Source organism: Ruegeria sp. H9, assembly GCF_056532915.1.
Genome location: NZ_JBQFNX010000002.1, coordinates 514790 through 530673, shown reverse-complemented (window position 1 = coordinate 530673; position 15884 = coordinate 514790). Strand labels below are relative to the sequence as shown.

16 protein-coding genes are annotated in these 15884 nt (G+C 56.4%); 7 read left to right on the top strand and 9 right to left on the bottom strand.

The features are described from left to right. Positions 1-5: 5 nt before the first annotated feature. Positions 6-605: an invasion associated locus B family protein gene (locus tag ACR0CZ_RS11180; RefSeq protein WP_170393045.1), complete on the bottom strand. Its 600-nt coding sequence runs from the start codon at positions 603-605 to the stop codon at positions 6-8. Between the two features lie 441 nt (positions 606-1046). Here ACR0CZ_RS11180 and ACR0CZ_RS11175 point away from each other — a divergent pair, with 441 nt between their 5' ends. Continuing rightward, positions 1047-2594 (top strand): helicase HerA-like domain-containing protein, encoded by a 1548-nt coding sequence (locus ACR0CZ_RS11175; protein WP_170393046.1) that lies wholly within the window; start codon positions 1047-1049, stop codon positions 2592-2594. A gap of 45 nt (positions 2595-2639) precedes the next feature. On the opposite strand, the gene ACR0CZ_RS11170 is transcribed toward ACR0CZ_RS11175, so the two are convergent. The 6 genes from ACR0CZ_RS11170 to ACR0CZ_RS11145 all read right to left on the bottom strand — a co-directional run bounded on the left by ACR0CZ_RS11170 (position 2640) and on the right by ACR0CZ_RS11145 (position 8408). Continuing rightward, complete coding sequence (locus ACR0CZ_RS11170) at positions 2640-2852, bottom strand: hypothetical protein (RefSeq protein ID WP_480438555.1); 213 nt, start codon at positions 2850-2852, stop codon at positions 2640-2642. A 227-nt stretch (positions 2853-3079) separates the two neighbouring features. After that, entirely contained in the window at positions 3080-4393 is a 1314-nt protein-coding gene (locus ACR0CZ_RS11165) for a branched-chain amino acid ABC transporter permease (RefSeq protein WP_170393048.1), read from the bottom strand. Beyond that, positions 4390-5400 carry a branched-chain amino acid ABC transporter permease gene (locus ACR0CZ_RS11160; protein ID WP_170393049.1) on the bottom strand — a complete coding sequence of 337 codons (1011 nt, stop codon included), beginning with the start codon at positions 5398-5400 and terminating at the stop codon, positions 4390-4392. The genes ACR0CZ_RS11165 and ACR0CZ_RS11160 overlap by 4 nt, the downstream gene beginning before the upstream one ends. Positions 5401-5485: 85 nt before the next feature. Then, on the bottom strand, positions 5486-6316 hold the full coding sequence (locus ACR0CZ_RS11155; protein WP_170393050.1) for an ABC transporter ATP-binding protein: 831 nt from the start codon (positions 6314-6316) through the stop codon (positions 5486-5488). Further along, positions 6313-7101 carry an ABC transporter ATP-binding protein gene (locus tag ACR0CZ_RS11150; protein WP_170393051.1) on the bottom strand — a complete coding sequence of 263 codons (789 nt, stop codon included), beginning with the start codon at positions 7099-7101 and terminating at the stop codon, positions 6313-6315. The genes ACR0CZ_RS11155 and ACR0CZ_RS11150 overlap by 4 nt, the downstream gene beginning before the upstream one ends. A 125-nt stretch (positions 7102-7226) precedes the next feature. Then, positions 7227-8408: an ABC transporter substrate-binding protein gene (locus ACR0CZ_RS11145; RefSeq protein ID WP_170393052.1), complete on the bottom strand. Its 1182-nt coding sequence runs from the start codon at positions 8406-8408 to the stop codon at positions 7227-7229. A gap of 170 nt (positions 8409-8578) precedes the next feature. Here ACR0CZ_RS11145 and ACR0CZ_RS11140 point away from each other — a divergent pair, with 170 nt between their 5' ends. Together ACR0CZ_RS11140 and ACR0CZ_RS11135 are read left to right on the top strand one after the other, a co-directional pair. Further along, the gene (locus ACR0CZ_RS11140; protein ID WP_480536939.1) at positions 8579-9673 is read left to right on the top strand and encodes a PQQ-dependent sugar dehydrogenase; all 1095 of its coding nucleotides are present in this window, start codon (positions 8579-8581) and stop codon (positions 9671-9673) included. 88 nt (positions 9674-9761) lie between these two features. Next, entirely contained in the window at positions 9762-10289 is a 528-nt protein-coding gene (locus ACR0CZ_RS11135) for a GNAT family N-acetyltransferase (RefSeq protein WP_480536940.1), read from the top strand. Positions 10290-10309: 20 nt separating this feature from the next. Here ACR0CZ_RS11135 and ACR0CZ_RS11130 read toward each other — a convergent pair whose 3' ends face one another. After that, positions 10310-11314, bottom strand: a complete 1005-nt coding sequence (locus ACR0CZ_RS11130; protein ID WP_170393055.1) for a GlxA family transcriptional regulator — start codon at positions 11312-11314, stop codon at positions 10310-10312. Between the two features lie 169 nt (positions 11315-11483). On the opposite strand from ACR0CZ_RS11130, the gene ACR0CZ_RS11125 reads away from it, so the two are divergent. Further along, positions 11484-12854: a class II 3-deoxy-7-phosphoheptulonate synthase gene (locus ACR0CZ_RS11125; protein WP_223118039.1), complete on the top strand. Its 1371-nt coding sequence runs from the start codon at positions 11484-11486 to the stop codon at positions 12852-12854. A 55-nt stretch (positions 12855-12909) separates the two neighbouring features. On the opposite strand, the gene ACR0CZ_RS11120 is transcribed toward ACR0CZ_RS11125, so the two are convergent. Further along, entirely contained in the window at positions 12910-13581 is a 672-nt protein-coding gene (locus ACR0CZ_RS11120) for a PAS domain-containing protein (protein ID WP_480536941.1), read from the bottom strand. A gap of 232 nt (positions 13582-13813) precedes the next feature. On the opposite strand from ACR0CZ_RS11120, the gene ACR0CZ_RS11115 reads away from it, so the two are divergent. Genes ACR0CZ_RS11115 through ACR0CZ_RS11105 form a run of 3 tightly spaced genes read left to right on the top strand, consistent with a single transcriptional unit; the run spans position 13814 to position 15879 of the window. After that, complete coding sequence (locus ACR0CZ_RS11115; RefSeq protein ID WP_170393692.1) at positions 13814-14704, top strand: YicC/YloC family endoribonuclease; 891 nt, start codon at positions 13814-13816, stop codon at positions 14702-14704. A 15-nt stretch (positions 14705-14719) separates the two neighbouring features. After that, positions 14720-15361, top strand: coding sequence for a guanylate kinase (gene gmk, locus ACR0CZ_RS11110; RefSeq protein WP_170393058.1), 642 nt, complete (start codon positions 14720-14722; stop codon positions 15359-15361). After that, on the top strand, positions 15358-15879 hold the full coding sequence (locus ACR0CZ_RS11105) for a gamma carbonic anhydrase family protein (protein WP_170393059.1): 522 nt from the start codon (positions 15358-15360) through the stop codon (positions 15877-15879). The genes gmk and ACR0CZ_RS11105 overlap by 4 nt, the downstream gene beginning before the upstream one ends. The last annotated feature ends 5 nt before the right edge of the window (positions 15880-15884 follow it).

Here is a 15884-nt window from a genome sequence, read left to right as displayed (position 1 = left end):
GGGGCTTAGTTTATGGAAACATTCAGCCCGTCAAAGCCTGCTGTGAAGCCAGACAAAGACATGTCCATATTCAGAACCTGATCTGGCAGGCGCGCAGGAACCAGCGACAGCACCGCCTTTTGGCCTGATTTCATCGCGTCGATATCACCCTGAGTCAAACCCAGTTGCGCCACGCAGCCAACCGGAATGCAGTGGTGATAATTGTAAAGCTTGCGCGGTGCCCCATCGATCGACATAGCCAATTGCGCCTGCAGCAGGGTTTCGAGCGGTACAACGACATTCGCCCAAGCAACAGCGGCACCGCCTTCGGGCAGTTTTCCGATCGAAACTTCGGCAATCGGATCACCCTGTTGGTTATTGAGGATCTGAACCATCGCGCAGGGATCGTCTTCGCCTTCGGTTTTGATGCAGGAAATATTCCATTCACCCGTTTGTTCTTTGACGTATTGCTCGCCAACACGGGGACCGGATTCACCCAGATCCAGATCGCTGCCAACTTCGGCTTCAGCACCGGCTTCAGGTTGCTGTGTGGTTTCCTGCGCAAATGCTGTTCCGCATAACAGTGCTGCGGCCGCCACATTAAAAGGGACAAGTTTCCTGATCATGAATGCCTCATCTAACTGATCCAGTTTTTTGTTTCCTCTATCACCGCAATTCAATGGTGTCAGGGTAAATCCGAATTCCAGACCGGGAATTGATCGTTTTTTGCCGAAATGCGTGGGAAACACCGCGATCTGCAACGAAAAAGGGAGCCGGTGGAGCGGCTCCCTTCCTGAATATTTTCTCCCCGTCGGACTGGCCGACTTAGTTATGCGCAGACGTTACGAAAGGGGAACCCGTTGGTCAACTCCTAACCCTAAAAAACTATTCTTGCGTCTTTCGGTTTTCGTAGAAATTAAAAAAAAGCCGTGCCCAAAGGCACGGCCAGTCGACAGGGAGGAAGTTTGCCCCCGCAGCCAGGCCACGAGAAGCAACATTTACTCTCGCAGCGAAAGGTTAACTTTGTATGCTTGCAGCAGATCGGTAGAATTCGGGACAGATTTTCAATGGACAACAAGATCTTCGTAGGCGGTGGTGGCGACAGCTATTCAGTGGCACAGGGGCTGTCGCTGAAATATGCGAACCGCCATGGCCTGATTGCTGGTGCGACCGGTACGGGCAAAACGGTTACGCTGCAAATTCTGGCTGAAGGCTTCTCACAGGCAGGGGTTCCAGTGTTTCTGGCCGATGTGAAAGGGGACTTGTCGGGGCTGGCGCTGCCTGGAAGCGAAACCCACAAATTACACCAGGCTTTTTTGGATCGGGCCGCGAAGATCGGGTTCGGCACATTCTCTTACGCCGCGTGTCCAGTCACGTTCTGGGATCTGTTTGGCGAGCAGGGGCATCCGGTCCGGACCACAGTGACCGAGATGGGCCCACTGCTACTATCGCGACTGATGGAGCTGAGCGAGGCGCAGGAAGGCATTCTGAACATCGCCTTTCGGGTCGCAGACGAAGAAGGCATGCCGCTGCTCGACTTGAAGGACCTGCAGGCATTGCTGGTCTGGATAGGCGAGAATCGCGCCCAACTATCGCTGCGCTATGGCAATGTCTCGACATCTTCGATCGGTGCTATTCAACGCCGCTTGCTGGTTCTGGAAAATCAGGGCGGTACCAATCTGTTTGGCGAGCCTGCGTTGGACCTGGCCGACCTGATGCGGACAGATGCGAACGGGCAGGGGATGGTGAACATTCTGGCCTCTGACAAGCTGATGGGCTCTCCGCGCCTATACGCGACTTTCCTGTTGTGGCTGCTTAGCGAATTGTTTGAAGAACTGCCCGAAGTGGGGGACCCTGAAAAACCGAAGCTGGTGTTCTTCTTTGACGAAGCGCACTTGCTGTTCGAGGACGCCCCCAAGGTGCTGGTGGACAAGGTCGAGCAGGTGGCGCGCCTGATCCGATCAAAGGGCGTTGGCGTTTATTTCATCTCGCAGAATCCGGCAGACATCCCGGAAGATATTTTGGGTCAGCTGGGCAACCGGGTCCAACATGCGCTGCGGGCCTTCACAGCGCGCGACCGCAAGAATCTGCGACTTGCTGCTGAGACCTATCGTGAAAACCCAGCTTTCGATACTGAGACCGCAATCCGAGAGGTGGGCGTGGGCGAGGCCGTGACGTCGATGCTGCAAAAGAAGGGTGTACCGGGCGTGGTCGAGCGCACTTTGATCCGGCCACCGGGCTCACAACTTGGTCCGATTACCAAAGCTGAGCGTCAGTCGGTGATCAAAGCTTCGCCGATGGATGCAAAATACGGCAAGCGTATCGACCGCAAATCGGCGTTTGAGATTCTGCAGGCGCGCGCGGATGCCGCTGCGAATGCGGCGGAACAGGCGGAATCCGACGAAGTTCTGGAACAGCAGACCCCGGCAGAACGCGAATACGCCTCGGCCCGAAGGTATTCGGGCAACCGCATTGGGCGATCGTCATCTCGTCTTTCGCGCAAAAAGGATACCTTCGCCACGGCCATGAGCGAGGCCGTGATCAAAGAGCTGAAAGGAACAACTGGCCGCCGCATCGTCAGGGGCATACTGGGCGGCTTGTTCCGCAATCGCTAGAAGCCGGAGTGCGGCGCGCGCCGAACCAGTCGCGCGCCCATATTGTTATCGATTAAGCCGGCGCAGGCCTTCCTGTCTGCAATAATTATCCGCCTCGGGCACCGACATTTTGGTGGCCGGAAAATCGATTGCGCGGTCCCAGGTGACGCGGTCCTGGCGGTAAAGCTGACAGGTCACAACTCCTTTGGGCGTCTGGACCTTGACCGGGGTGGTCTCTAATTGTTCGGGTGAGGGAATACACGCTGATAGCGTTGCCATCAGCGGGATCCCGATTGCGAAAACTCTGAGTGGTTTAATCATTGCGACTACGGTGCTCTCATCTTGGTTAACTGTCAGATCGTTACAACTCCGCACCAAACAAACATGGTATGGGGCACAGCGCGATGTGGTGGATCACGATACACCGATTTAGAGCGTTCTGACTCGCCGCACAATAAAACGCACCGATTAACGGTGCGTTAGGGGAATTTCGCAAGAAATTTTGCTTATTTCTCGGGGATCAGCCCTCTTGGACTGAATCTGAGAACAATCAAAAGAATCAGCCCCATGGTGAACAGGCGCATATGTGCGGCGCTATCGATCAGATGCGTCTTAAGTGCGCTGCCGTCAGGCATGCCTGAGGTTATCAGGTTCATCAGCCACAGGCCCATGGGTTCAACCTGAACCCACAGGAACCAGATCAGGAACGCTCCCAGTACGGCTCCGAAATTGTTGCCCGACCCGCCGACGATCACCATGACCCAGACAAGGAAGGTAAAGCGAAGCGGGTTGTAAGTGCCCGGCGTCAGCTGCCCGTCCAAAGTGGTCATCATCGCACCGGCGATGCCGCAGATGGCCGAGCCCAGCACGAAGATCTGCAGATGGCGGCGGGTGACATCCTTGCCCATCGCCTCGGCGGCAACCTCATTGTCGCGGATGGCGCGCATCATGCGGCCCCAAGGGCTTTTCAACGCCATCTGAGCCATCCACAGCAGCACCAGGAGCACGATCAGGAACAGCAAAGAGTAGCCCAGCTTGACGGAAAGCGTCGAGGCTGTAACCGGATCCAGCCCAAACCACTCGGCCCTTGCAAGGAAAGATGGGTCTTGCTGCAATTCAACTTCGTAGCCAACCACCGGTGAGGGACGTGGAATGCCGTAGACGTTCTTGACACCACGTGCCAGCCAGTCCTCGTTTTTCATGACGGCGATGATGATCTCGGCGATACCAAGTGTGGCAATTGCCAAATAGTCCGAGCGCAGGCCCAGCGCCGTTTTTCCGATCAGCCATGCTGCGCCCGCCGCCAAAAGTCCCCCGGCAGGCCAAGCGAATAGGACAGGAAGGTTCAAACCGCCGATATTACCAGCGACAGCAGGATCAATCGCTTCGATCGCAGCTACGTTGGGATCAAAAATTGCGCGGTAAACAAAAAAACCTACGACCAGAATACCGATGATCGCAAAGGTTTGTGTGCGTCCCTTGGGCATTTTTTTGGCCACCATCACAGCTGCAACTACGGTTGCCGCACCCATCAAAAGCGACAGGATGACGCCATACCCGCCACCAGACCAGGCGCCGGGGGTTGGGGGTGTCGAAACCAGCACAACCGCTAACCCGCCCAGCGCGACAAAGCCCATGACTCCAACGTTGAAGAGGCCAGCAAAGCCCCATTGCAGGTTGACGCCAATCGACATGATGGCCGAGATCAAGCCCATGTTCAGGATCAGGATTGCGGCGTTCCAGCTTTGGGTGAATCCGGTCAACAGGATGAGTGCGCCGACGACCACGAAAAGCAGCGTGTTTTTGACGGGCTCGCTCATATCACTTTTCCTTTGAACAAGCCGGTTGGCTTAAACAGAAGTACGATCAGCAAAATGGCAAAGCTGACAGCGAATTTGTAATCGGTGGACAGGAACTGCACCAAACCTGACGGCTCCAGATTTTCAGGTGCCAGATAAGTCAGCACTTTCTTCCACGCGTAGGTGATCGTCACCTCAGAAAACGCGATGATGAAACCGCCTGCGATGGCTCCCAGAGGGTTTCCGAGGCCACCCACGATAGCCGAGGCAAAGATCGGCAGCAAAAGCTGGAAATAGACAAATGGCTTGAAGCTTTTGTCGAGGCCGTAAAGCACGCCCGCAGTGGTCGCCAGCGCGGCAACGATGATCCATGTGATCATCACCACGCGCTCGGGGTTGATACCGGACAGCAACGCAAGATCCTCATTGTCAGAATAGGCCCGCATTGATTTGCCGGTGCGCGTTTTGTTCAGGAACCAGAACAACAGCGCCACGGCGACAACCGCCACGATCACCGTGATGCCCTGGGAGGTCTTGATAGCCAGCCCTTCACGCAGCCCAGTCATCGCCTTGAAATCTCGCGCCGAGACGATGAAACGCGCTCCGTCCGAGAACCTTTGGTCATCCGGACCGATGATGAACCGCACAAGGCCGTTCATGATGAACATCACACCCATCGAGACGATCACCAGAATGACAGGCTTGGCCTTCTGTTCCCGATAGAAGCGATAGACCAACCGGTCGGTGATCAGCACCAGAACGATACAGCCCAGAATGGCAAAGGGCAGGGCGAGCAGAGCCGTTGGCAACGGCCCGAAACTGACGCCAGCGGCTTGCAGGCCCCAAGTGACCAGCACCGCGATCATCGCGCCAAAGGCCATCGTATCGCCATGGGCAAAGTTAGAAAACCGCAGGATGCCGTAGATCAGCGTCACCCCCAAAGCGCCCAGTGCCAACTGGCTGCCATAGGCGATTGCGGGAACAAGAACGAAGTTGGAGAGCGCCACAAGGGCGTTGAGGAAGTCCATTAGTTCGTTACCTCATTTTCCAAGTTCGTACGTCTTTTCGACCTGATTTCAGAGTGATCAAACACGAGAGTAGCTGTCACTGGTGTCATCCCCCCAAGAAACTCTTGCGAACTTCTGGATCGGCCAACAGCTCCTTGCCTGTCCCGGTATAGGCATTGCGACCCTGGACCAGTACATATCCCTTGTCCGCAATCTCCAGCGCCTGACGGGCATTCTGTTCGACCATCAGGATCGGTAACCCGGTGCGCGAGACCTCGATGATCCGGTCGAACAGCTCATCCATCACGATTGGTGAGACACCGGCGGTGGGTTCGTCCAGCATCAACACCTTGGGCTGGGTCATTAGCGCACGGCCCACGGCGACCTGTTGACGTTGACCACCTGACAGCTCTCCGGCGGCCTGATTGCGTTTGTCGCGGAGAATGGGGAAGAGGTCATAGACCTGTTCCATCGTCTGGCTGATGTCGTCGCGCCGGATGAAAGCACCCATCTCTAGGTTCTCTTCCACTGTCATCGACGTAAAAATGTTCGAGGTCTGCGGGACAAAGCCCATGCCGCGTACCACGCGGTCTTGCGGGCTAAGATTGGTGATATCTTCGCCATCCAGCCGCACAGACCCTTGGCGTACGTCCAGCATGCCAAACACAGCCTTCATTGCGGTGGATTTGCCCGCGCCGTTGGGGCCGACGATCACCGCGATCTCGCCCTTATCAACGGCGATGGTGCAGTCATGCAGGATGTCCGGCCCTTTGCCATAGCCACCAGTCATGGTGTCGCCAATCAGGAAAGGACCGCCCTCGACCCGATGCGTTTCACCGCTTTTGCGATGCGCTGGTGTCATGGTGCCGACGCCATGCGTATTGGTGATCGAGGCGTCCTTGTTGCCCTTGTCGTCCTGGTAGGGGTTGTCGCTCATGCGCCCGCCTCCAGCTTGTCTTTGTTCTTAAGGCCGGTGCCTAGGTAGGCTTCGATCACGTGTTCATTGGCCTTGATCTCGTCCAGAGTGCCTTCGGCCAACACCTTGCCCTCGGCCATGCAAATGACCGGGTCGCAAATCTTGCCGATGAAATCCATGTCGTGCTCGATGACCACGAAGGTGTAGCCGCGTTCCTTGTTCAGGCGCAGGATCGTGTCGGCGATGGTCATCAGCAGGGTGCGGTTCACACCAGCGCCGACCTCGTCCAAAAACACGATCTTGGCATCGACCATCATGGTTCGGCCAAGTTCCAGCAGCTTCTTCTGACCGCCCGAGACCTGACCGGCCTTGTGATCGGCGAGATGTTCGATAGTCAGGAACTCCAGCACCTCATCGGCTTTCGCCCTAAGTGCGCGTTCCTCATCCGCGATACGCTTACGCCCGAACCATGTGTTCCACAGCGATTCTCCGGATTGTGCGCCGGGCACCATCATCAGGTTTTCACGGCAGCTCATCGACGAAAACTCATGCGCTATCTGGAAGGTGCGCAGCAGGCCTTTATGAAACAGCTCATGCGGGGGCAGGCCAGTGATATCCTCACCGTCCATATGTACCTTACCGCTAGTCGGTGGAAGTACGCCCGCGATCACGTTGAATAGCGTGGTTTTTCCGGCCCCGTTCGGTCCGATCAGACCGGTGATCGAGCCCTTTTGGATTTCCAGCGATGCCCCGTCCACCGCATGAAACCCGCCGAAATGCTTGTGCACGTCATCGACGACGATCATCTTTTCCCCTAGCCGCCGTTTTCGGCGTTTTTACCATCCCCGTTAACCGGAGTGCGGCCTTTTTTCATTGAAACAGCCCGGACACAAGGGCCGGGCTGCTTGTTTTTATGACTTTTAACCTTGGATCAACGGAAGTTGACGGTCTTGTTTTCGCCGTCGGTCACCTCGATCTCGCGATAGGAACCTGCGCTTTCACCAGGGCCGATCAGCTCAACGCCCGATGCGCCGACATAATCGATGTCCTGACCGGCAGCCAACAGCTCCAGACCTTTAGCCAGTTCTCCGGGGAAGATTTGCTCACCCGGAGCATTGGCGACATCCATGATTTTCGCGCCGTATTCAGCGGGGTTGGTCGAACCTGCGGCCTGCATCGCCAGCATGAACAGCGCGGCGGCGTCATAGCTTTCCGGCGAGTAGGGCGACGAACCGTCAAAGCCCGCAGCTTCAGCCATGGCAAAGTACTTCTCGGCACCTTCACCGCCCGAGCCAGCGATCTGACCGAACGAGCCGTTCAGGTCGGGGCCAACGTTTGCCGGCAGCGAGTCACCGATCATGCCGCCCGGCAGACCGAACGTGTCAAACGCTCCGCTGTCCAGAGCCGACTGGATGATGCCCAAACCACCTTGGTCCAGATATCCTGCGACCACGAGAATATCGCCACCGGCCGAGGCCAGCGCGCCAACTTCGGCCGAATAGTCGGCCTTGCCGTCTTCGTGCGCGGCAACGATGGTCACCTCGCCACCCGATGCCTCGAACGAGGACTGGATCGCATCCGCCAGACCCTTGCCATAGTCGTTGTTGGTGTAGGTCAGCGCGATCGAGCTGATGCCACGATCGTTCAGGATGTCAGCCATCACCTGACCTTCACGCGCATCCGACGGGGCGGTGCGGAAGAACAGGCCGTTGTCTTCCATGGTCGACAGACCCGGAGACGTGGCCGACGGCGAGATCATGACCATGCCGTTCGGGATCGCGACGTTCTGCAGGATCGCGCCAGTGACGCCCGAGCAGTCGCCGCCGATGATACCGGCGACGCCATCGGCGATCATACGTTCGCCGTTCGATGTGGCCAGACCATTGTCGATACAGCCGGTATCGGCGCGGGTTCCGGTCACGCTTGCGCCGTCCAGCAGTTTGCCGGATTCGGTGACCTCGGCCATCGCCATTTCTGCGCCCGAACCCATGGCCGGGGCCAGCGATTCAATCGGGCCTGTAAAGCCGAACAGCACGCCCAGCTTCACGTCCTCGGCCATAGCGGTACCCGCCAGCAGAGCGGTTGCTGCAGTAGCGGTAAGCAGCTTTTTCATTAGGTTACTCCCTATTTATCGTTTGAACGTCGTCGTTCTGGGCATGACCCTAGGCAAGCTGTCCGAAAAAGAAAAGTCCTAACAAAAAAGTGCTTTTGAAAGCAGCAATCCTATCTGTTTTGTTAGGCTAGGTCAGTTTGTTGCGGTGCACCACTAGGGGTTGGGTCGATATGATCAGGACTTTTGCGATTCTCATTCTGTCGTGCTGGTCGATTGCAGGCTGGTCCGATGTCATCAACACAACCGGCGGGCCGGTTCAGGTTACTCAGGTGGTCAGAGGCCTTGATACACCTTGGGCGATTGGCATTCTTCCGGATGGCAGCTTTGTTGTCACTGAGCGAGATGGCGAGCTTTTGTACGTTGCCGGAGGTGAGGCGAAGCGCATCAAGGGTCTGCCAAAAGTGGTCGCGAACGGGCAGGGCGGTTTGCTAGATGTCACCATCGCGCGTGACTTCAATCGGACCCGCGAGCTTTTTCTGACTTTCTCCAAATCGCAACGAGGCGGTGCAGGCACCGCTGTCGCTGTCGCTCATTTATCGGAGAACGGAGAACGTCTGACCAATCTGCGTGTGATATTCGAGGCCTCTCCCGGTGGCTCCGGCGGGCGCCACTTTGGTTCTCGCGTCGTTGAAGCGAATGATGGCACGTTGTTCGTCACTATCGGTGACCGAGGTGATCGCCCGGCTGCGCAGGATCGAACGAACCACATGGGTACGGTCATTCGGATCAACCGTGATGGTTCAGTTCCCAGTGATAACCCGTTTGTGGGCAATCCCGGTGTCCGCCCCGAGATCTGGTCGTTTGGTCACAGAAACCCTCAGGGTGCCAATTTGGATCAGCAGGGCCGGCTTTGGGTTTCGGAACACGGGGCAAAAGGCGGGGATGAGGTTAATCTGATCAGACCCGGTGCCAATTATGGCTGGCCAGTGATTTCGTATGGCGTTCATTATTCGGGTCAGAAGATCGGTGAAGGCACGTCGAAGCAAGGAATGGAACAGCCCGAGCATTATTGGGATCCTTCCATCGCACCCTCTGGCTTGATGGTCTATTCCGGAAAACTTTGGCCGGAATGGAAGGAAAATCTGTTCGTTGGCTCTTTGAAATTCGACTACATTGCACGTTTGGCGGGCGATCCACTGCGTGAGGCTGAGCAGATCGAAGGCCCCGAGACCGAACGTGTTCGCGACATCGCCGAAGCACCAGATGGGTCGATCTGGTTCATTTCCGTCGGGCAAGGCGCGGTTTACCGAATGACGCCCCTCTGACGGTATAAAACGGGGTTAGGGCGTTTGCTTCTATGCCATTCGGTCACGGTGTATCTGTTCCGGGCTTCAGGGTGATCAGGAGATTTGAATGAGTGATTTTGTAATCGAGCTTTGTGAAACAACGCCGCCAAAGCGCGAACTGAATACGATTCTGGCACAGTATTACGCGCTTATCGTGCAACGAATGCAGGATATGTGCTTTGAGATTGATCCAGCGGCCCCCGAAAGCGCATTGGCGGAGTTTTGGGCGCATTCAGATGATTACCTACCCCCGAATGGATGTCTTGTGGTGGCGCGAAACGATGCCGGAGACATCATTGGATGTGGGATGCTGAAACGATTTGATCACCAAACCGGTGAACTTAAGCGGGTTTTTGTGACCGAGGAGGCACGGGGGACCGGTGCCGGGCGTGCCTTGATCGAAGCCCGGGAACAGGCCGCGCGTGATATGGGTTTGAAACGCCTCATCGCCGATACGCTTACACCGAATGTCGAAATGCGCGACCTGTACCCCAAACTTGGTTTTGTTGAACTGGACTCACCAATCGAAACCACGACCTATCTGGATCAACCGATGTTACGGCCGCACCTGCACTACTTTGCGAAAGATTTGTAAGGTTTCCCTGCGGCTTTGGATTAAACAGACAACCGACCGCTCTGTGCACCGCGTTCGCGATAAGGCGTGGTGTTGTAATGCGCCCGGTAGCATTTGGAGAAATGCGACGGGCTGGCAAAGCCGCAAGCCAGCGCCACATTGATGACGCTCATATCGGTCTGCATCAGCAAGTTCCGCGCTTTATGCAGGCGCAGTTCCATGTAGTAGCGCTTGGGCGAGCGGCTGAGATAGCGGCGGAACAGACGTTCTAGCTGGCGCGTCGACATGCCTACGTCCTTGGCTAGAATAGAAGGCGAGATTGGCTCTTCTATGTTCTTTTCCATCATCAGGATAACCTGACTGAGCTTGGGGTGGCGTACGCCGATCCGTGTAGGGGTCGACAAACGTTGCGTGTCCTGATCCGTACGTATCGAAGAATAGATCATCTGATCAGCGACCGCGTTGGCCAGATCTTCTCCGTAATCTTCGGCAATCAGCTTGAGCATCAGGTCAATCGAGGATGTGCCGCCAGCAGTTGTCATTCGGTTGCCATCAACCAAAAACACCGACTTGGTCAGCTCTACTGTGTCGAATTCTTCGGCAAAACTGTCTGAGTTTTCCCAATGGATCGTTGCGCGCTTGCCTTCCAGCAAACCGGCTTTGGCCAGCGTATAGGCCGCGGTGCAAAGACCGCCGATTTTCAACCCTTTACGCGCTTCGCGCCGTACCCAGTTCAGAATGCGCTTGGTGGTTGCCGCTTGTACATCGACCCCCCCGCAGATCAGGACGACGTCGTCACGCTGCAATTCGGTCAGATCAGAATCAAGATTGAAAGAAGTTCCGGCTGAACAAGTCACTGTTTCACCGCCTTCGCCCGTCAAGGTCCAGGTATAAAGCTCTCGGTTGGCCATTCGATTGGCGATCCGTAGACTGTCCAAAGCCGAAGCGAATGACAGAAGGGAAAACTTGTCCAAAAGCACAAATACAAAGTTATGCGGCTTGCCTGTGCTATGATCCACAGTGACAACTTGGCGTTGCTCTTGCATGGCGAACTGTCCTTGATTCGGCGCGCACCGGGATTTCCACGGTGGCGGATATGCCAGTCACCATGCTCAAAGCTTGATTATGGCGTCAAGAGGCGCAAAAGGGATATGGCCTCTCATTCATGCATTTTGTATAGAGGCCACCTGAAATACTTCAGCGGAGATAAAAGCTATGACTGAATGGCAAAAAACGAACTGGCGCAACAAGCCCCGGGTTCAGATGCCAGACTATACCGACGCGGCCGCGCTGGCCAAAGTCGAGGCGCAGCTTTCGCAGTATCCCCCGCTGGTTTTTGCGGGTGAAGCGCGACGGCTGAAGCAGCATCTGGGAGCCGCGGGCCGTGGCGAAGCGTTCCTGTTGCAAGGCGGGGATTGCGCTGAAAGCTTTGAGCAGTTCAGCGCGGATGCGATCCGTGACACGTTCAAGGTGATGCTGCAGATGGCAATGGTGCTAACCTACGGCGCCAAGGTTCCCGTGGTTAAAGTTGGCCGCATGGCGGGCCAGTTTGCAAAACCGCGCAGTGCACCGACTGAGGTTGTCGACGGTGTGGAGTTGCCCAGCTACCGCGGTGACATCATCAATGAGCTGGCCTTTACACCCGAGGCACGCATTCCGAATCCCGACAAGATGCTTCAGGCATATACACAGGCGGCGGCTACACTGAACCTGCTGCGGGCGTTCTCGACCGGTGGTTTTGCGGATATGAGCCACGTGCATTCGTGGACGCTGGGTTTTGCCGACGGGCAAGACGTTCAGAAATACTCTGAGATCGCCGACCGCATTCAGGATTCGATTGACTTCATGGGGGCTGCGGGCATCACCGCAGATACCACACACGAATTCTCGTCGGTGGAATTCTACACCAGCCACGAAGGCCTGCTGCTTGAGTACGAAGAGGCGCTGACGCGTCTGGATTCGACATCTGGCAATTGGTTGGCTGGCTCGGGTCACATGATCTGGATCGGCGACCGCACCCGTCAGCCCGACGGTGCGCATGTCGAGTTCTGCCGGGGCGTACTGAACCCGATCGGTCTGAAATGTGGTCCGACAACCAGTGCCGAAGACCTCAAGGTCCTGATGTCCAAGTTGAATCCCGAAAACGAAGAGGGGCGTCTGACTCTGATCGCGCGCTTTGGTGCAGGTAAAGCGGGTGAGCATCTGCCGCGTCTGGTCAAAGCCGTAAAGGAAGAGGGCGCACAGGTTACTTGGGTCTGCGATCCGATGCATGGCAACACGATCAAATCCGCAACCGGCTACAAGACCCGGCCGTTTGATTCCGTGCTGCGCGAAGTACGCGATTTCTTTGGCGTACATCAGGCTGAAGGCACGATCCCCGGTGGCGTTCATTTCGAGATGACAGGGCTGGATGTCACCGAATGCACCGGAGGTGTGCGCGCGGTGACCGAAGAGGATCTTTCGGATCGCTATCACACAGCTTGTGACCCGCGCCTGAACGCTTCGCAGTCGCTGGAACTTGCATTCCTTGTCGCGGAAGAACTGACCAACCTACGTCGTGACCGCAGCAAGCGCGCTGCAAGCTGACTTCGAATACATCCTGAATTAGTAAGACGGCGGGCCTCATGCCCGCCGTTTTCATTTAGTCGTCACGTGATGATACCAACCTTAGGTGCGGTGCCCCTTTGAACGTAGTCTGGTCTTCAGCGAACCCCTCTGCTTGCTGTTGGACAGGCCTCGGAGGCTGTTGCAGTTCAGAGATCGGGTTGATGCGGCGATCCGAGACGATGAAGCGACGCGGTGTTGCCCCGATGGTTCCGTCGCTGACCATGACCCCAAGAATGCGGCTGACGTCGCCCAGATCGCTTTTAAGCGGCAGCAGGATCATGCGGGCCTGAAGGCTGGTTCGTCCGAGCTTGCCTTTCGAAAGCAAGCCCAGTTCAGCAACTGCGGGGCCGGTGAGGACTTGGTCCAGAATGGATTTGACATCATCGCGGGCGCTCGGTTCGAAAAAAGCCGTTAGAGGCATACCGCGAACTTCCATGCCCGCCAGATTGTTCAGGTGACTTCCCGCCAGCCGAAACCGGGCCAAACCCGGCGCGATGCGTTCCAGTATGAATGTGTATTCGAGAATATTCTCCAGGCCGCGCGGATCGATCTGCGAGCGCATCGGAACGCCTTCACCTGTCAGCAAGGCGGTCCAATAGGCTTCGGCCTGACGGATGGGAGAAAGGCTTCGCCCGCTGTCAAATCGGTCCATTGCGATGATCTTTCCAAGTTCTGAGCCGGAACCAGTCCCGAAAAAGGTTTTCATTTCATCACCCTACCGTCAATCACTCGCGATTTTCCTAAAATGCCATCTAATGGGCAAAGCTGCGATCCGCCAGCTTTTCTGACTGTCAGATTGACACGGGTTAATACAATTTTGGAGCAATTCTTTAACGAATGGTTAACCTCTTGGCATTGATTGGGGAATGAGCAAGGTCTTGCCCCTTGCTGGTCAATGGCATTAGGTGCGACCAGTGAATTTGACGGAAAGGGCAGGCATGATCAAATCCATGACCGGTTTCGCCTCGGGCAAGGGGGCGTTTGGTCCCCATAGCTGGACTTGGGAATTGCGCAGCGTCAATGGCAAGGGGCTGGATTTGCGACTGCGGCTCCCCGATTGGTTGACAGGGCTAGAGGCCGCGCTGAGAGGCGATCTGTCGAAGCAGGTCAACCGAGGGAACATCACGCTGTCCCTTCGGATGGGACGGGAAGAATCCGCCGCGGATGTCCGGTTGAACACCCCAGCGATGGAAGCTGCGCTGGATGCACTGGCCCAGACCGAAGCGCTTGCAGGCGCGCGGGGCGTATTGTTGGCACCGTCCAAAGCAAGTGATCTTCTTGCGTTGAAAGGGATGTTGGAAGCCGGAGCTGACGCGGATGATCCAGCCCAACTTGTCGAGCACCTGAAATCTGAGTTCGGTGGCTTGCTTGCTTCATTCATTGAGATGCGCGGTTCCGAAGGTGAAGCTCTGTCAGGCATTCTTGCGGGACAACTCGACCAAGTCGCAAAGTTGACGGATCAGGCCGCTGATCTGGCCGAGCGTCGCCGCGAGGAAATGGCGCAAAACATGCGCGAAAATCTGACGCGCGTTCTCGACAATACGCAAGGTGCGGACCCTGATCGTGTTGCACAAGAACTGGCCCTGATCGCGGTCAAGGCCGATATTACCGAAGAAATTGACCGGTTGAAGGCCCATGTCACTGCGGCGCGTTCCCTTTTAACGCAAGACGGCCCGGTTGGGCGTAAGCTGGATTTCCTGATGCAAGAATTCAATCGTGAGGCCAATACGCTCTGCTCGAAATCGCAGAATGCCGAACTGACGGCGGTTGGGTTGGAGCTGAAAGCGGTCATCGATCAGATGCGCGAGCAAGTGCAGAACGTGGAATAAGGACGGGAACATCACATGGCGGATCGCCGCGGTCTATTAATCATACTGTCCTCGCCTTCGGGCGCAGGTAAATCCACTCTGGCCCGCCGTTTGATGCAATGGGATGTCGGTTTGGAATTCTCGATCTCGGCCACCACCCGTGCTCCGCGCCCGGGTGAGGAGCATGGCCGGGAGTATTACTTCCTATCCGAGGACGAGTTCAAACAGCAGGTGGCGGATGGGCAGATGCTGGAACACGCGCATGTGTTCGGCAACTTCTACGGCTCTCCTGCTGGACCGGTCCGCGAGTCCATCACACAGGGGCGCGATGTGCTTTTTGATGTCGATTGGCAGGGAGAAGTGCAGATCCGCAATTCGGATCTGGGCAAGCATGCGTTGTCGATTTTCATCCTCCCGCCCTCGATCCGCGAGCTTCGGCGCAGGCTGGAAGGGCGTGGGCAGGACAGTGAGGATGTGATCGCCAAGCGCATGTTGAAAAGCTGGGATGAGATCAGCCATTGGGGCTACTACGACTATGTTCTGATCAACGATGATTTGGATACCACCGAGGAAAAGCTGAAGACCATCGTCAGCGCAGAACGCATGCGTCGCATCCAACAGCCCAGCCTGCAGAACCACATCCGCTCGTTGCAGACCGAGTTCGAGGGCTTGTCATGACCATCTATGCCTTGGGCGATCACTCGCCGCAAATTCACGAAGACACCTGGGTAGCCCCCGACGCCAACTTGATCGGCAAAGTAGTCCTGGAACAAGGCGCTTCGGTCTGGTTCGGGTGCACCATCCGGGCCGATCACGAAGAAATCCGTGTGGGCGCAGGCAGCAATGTGCAGGAAAACTGCGTGATGCACATCGATGCGGGTTATCCGCTGACCATTGGGAAGAACTGCACAATTGGTCACAAGGTCATGCTGCATGGTTGCACGATCGGAGACAATACGCTGATCGGTATGGGGGCTATCGTTCTAAACGGAGCGAAGATCGGAAAGAACTGTCTGATAGGGGCGGGGGCGCTGATTACCGAAGGCAAAGAGGTTCCCGATAATTCGTTGGTCATGGGCTCGCCGGGCAAAGTTGTGCGGCAGCTTGATGAGGCGGCGACCCAGAAACTAACGCTGAGTGCGCTGCACTATCAGGACAACATGCGCAAGTTTCGCCAAACATTGCGTCCGGTCTAAACGCG

Excerpts from the sequence above, each read along its gene's own strand:
- ACR0CZ_RS11180 (WP_170393045.1), bottom strand. The coding sequence starts at position 605 with ATGATCAGGAAACTTGTCCCTTTTAATGTGGCGGCCGCAGCACTGTTA.
- ACR0CZ_RS11175 (WP_170393046.1), top strand. The coding sequence starts at position 1,047 with ATGGACAACAAGATCTTCGTAGGCGGTGGTGGCGACAGCTATTCAGTG.
- ACR0CZ_RS11170 (WP_480438555.1), bottom strand. The coding sequence starts at position 2,852 with ATGGCAACGCTATCAGCGTGTATTCCCTCACCCGAACAATTAGAGACC.
- ACR0CZ_RS11165 (WP_170393048.1), bottom strand. The coding sequence starts at position 4,393 with ATGAGCGAGCCCGTCAAAAACACGCTGCTTTTCGTGGTCGTCGGCGCA.
- ACR0CZ_RS11160 (WP_170393049.1), bottom strand. The coding sequence starts at position 5,400 with ATGGACTTCCTCAACGCCCTTGTGGCGCTCTCCAACTTCGTTCTTGTT.
- ACR0CZ_RS11155 (WP_170393050.1), bottom strand. The coding sequence starts at position 6,316 with ATGAGCGACAACCCCTACCAGGACGACAAGGGCAACAAGGACGCCTCG.
- ACR0CZ_RS11150 (WP_170393051.1), bottom strand. The coding sequence starts at position 7,101 with ATGATCGTCGTCGATGACGTGCACAAGCATTTCGGCGGGTTTCATGCG.
- ACR0CZ_RS11145 (WP_170393052.1), bottom strand. The coding sequence starts at position 8,408 with ATGAAAAAGCTGCTTACCGCTACTGCAGCAACCGCTCTGCTGGCGGGT.
- ACR0CZ_RS11140 (WP_480536939.1), top strand. The coding sequence starts at position 8,579 with ATGATCAGGACTTTTGCGATTCTCATTCTGTCGTGCTGGTCGATTGCA.
- ACR0CZ_RS11135 (WP_480536940.1), top strand. The coding sequence starts at position 9,762 with ATGAGTGATTTTGTAATCGAGCTTTGTGAAACAACGCCGCCAAAGCGC.
- ACR0CZ_RS11130 (WP_170393055.1), bottom strand. The coding sequence starts at position 11,314 with ATGCAAGAGCAACGCCAAGTTGTCACTGTGGATCATAGCACAGGCAAG.
- ACR0CZ_RS11125 (WP_223118039.1), top strand. The coding sequence starts at position 11,484 with ATGACTGAATGGCAAAAAACGAACTGGCGCAACAAGCCCCGGGTTCAG.
- ACR0CZ_RS11120 (WP_480536941.1), bottom strand. The coding sequence starts at position 13,581 with ATGAAAACCTTTTTCGGGACTGGTTCCGGCTCAGAACTTGGAAAGATC.
- ACR0CZ_RS11115 (WP_170393692.1), top strand. The coding sequence starts at position 13,814 with ATGATCAAATCCATGACCGGTTTCGCCTCGGGCAAGGGGGCGTTTGGT.
- gmk (WP_170393058.1), top strand. The coding sequence starts at position 14,720 with ATGGCGGATCGCCGCGGTCTATTAATCATACTGTCCTCGCCTTCGGGC.
- ACR0CZ_RS11105 (WP_170393059.1), top strand. The coding sequence starts at position 15,358 with ATGACCATCTATGCCTTGGGCGATCACTCGCCGCAAATTCACGAAGAC.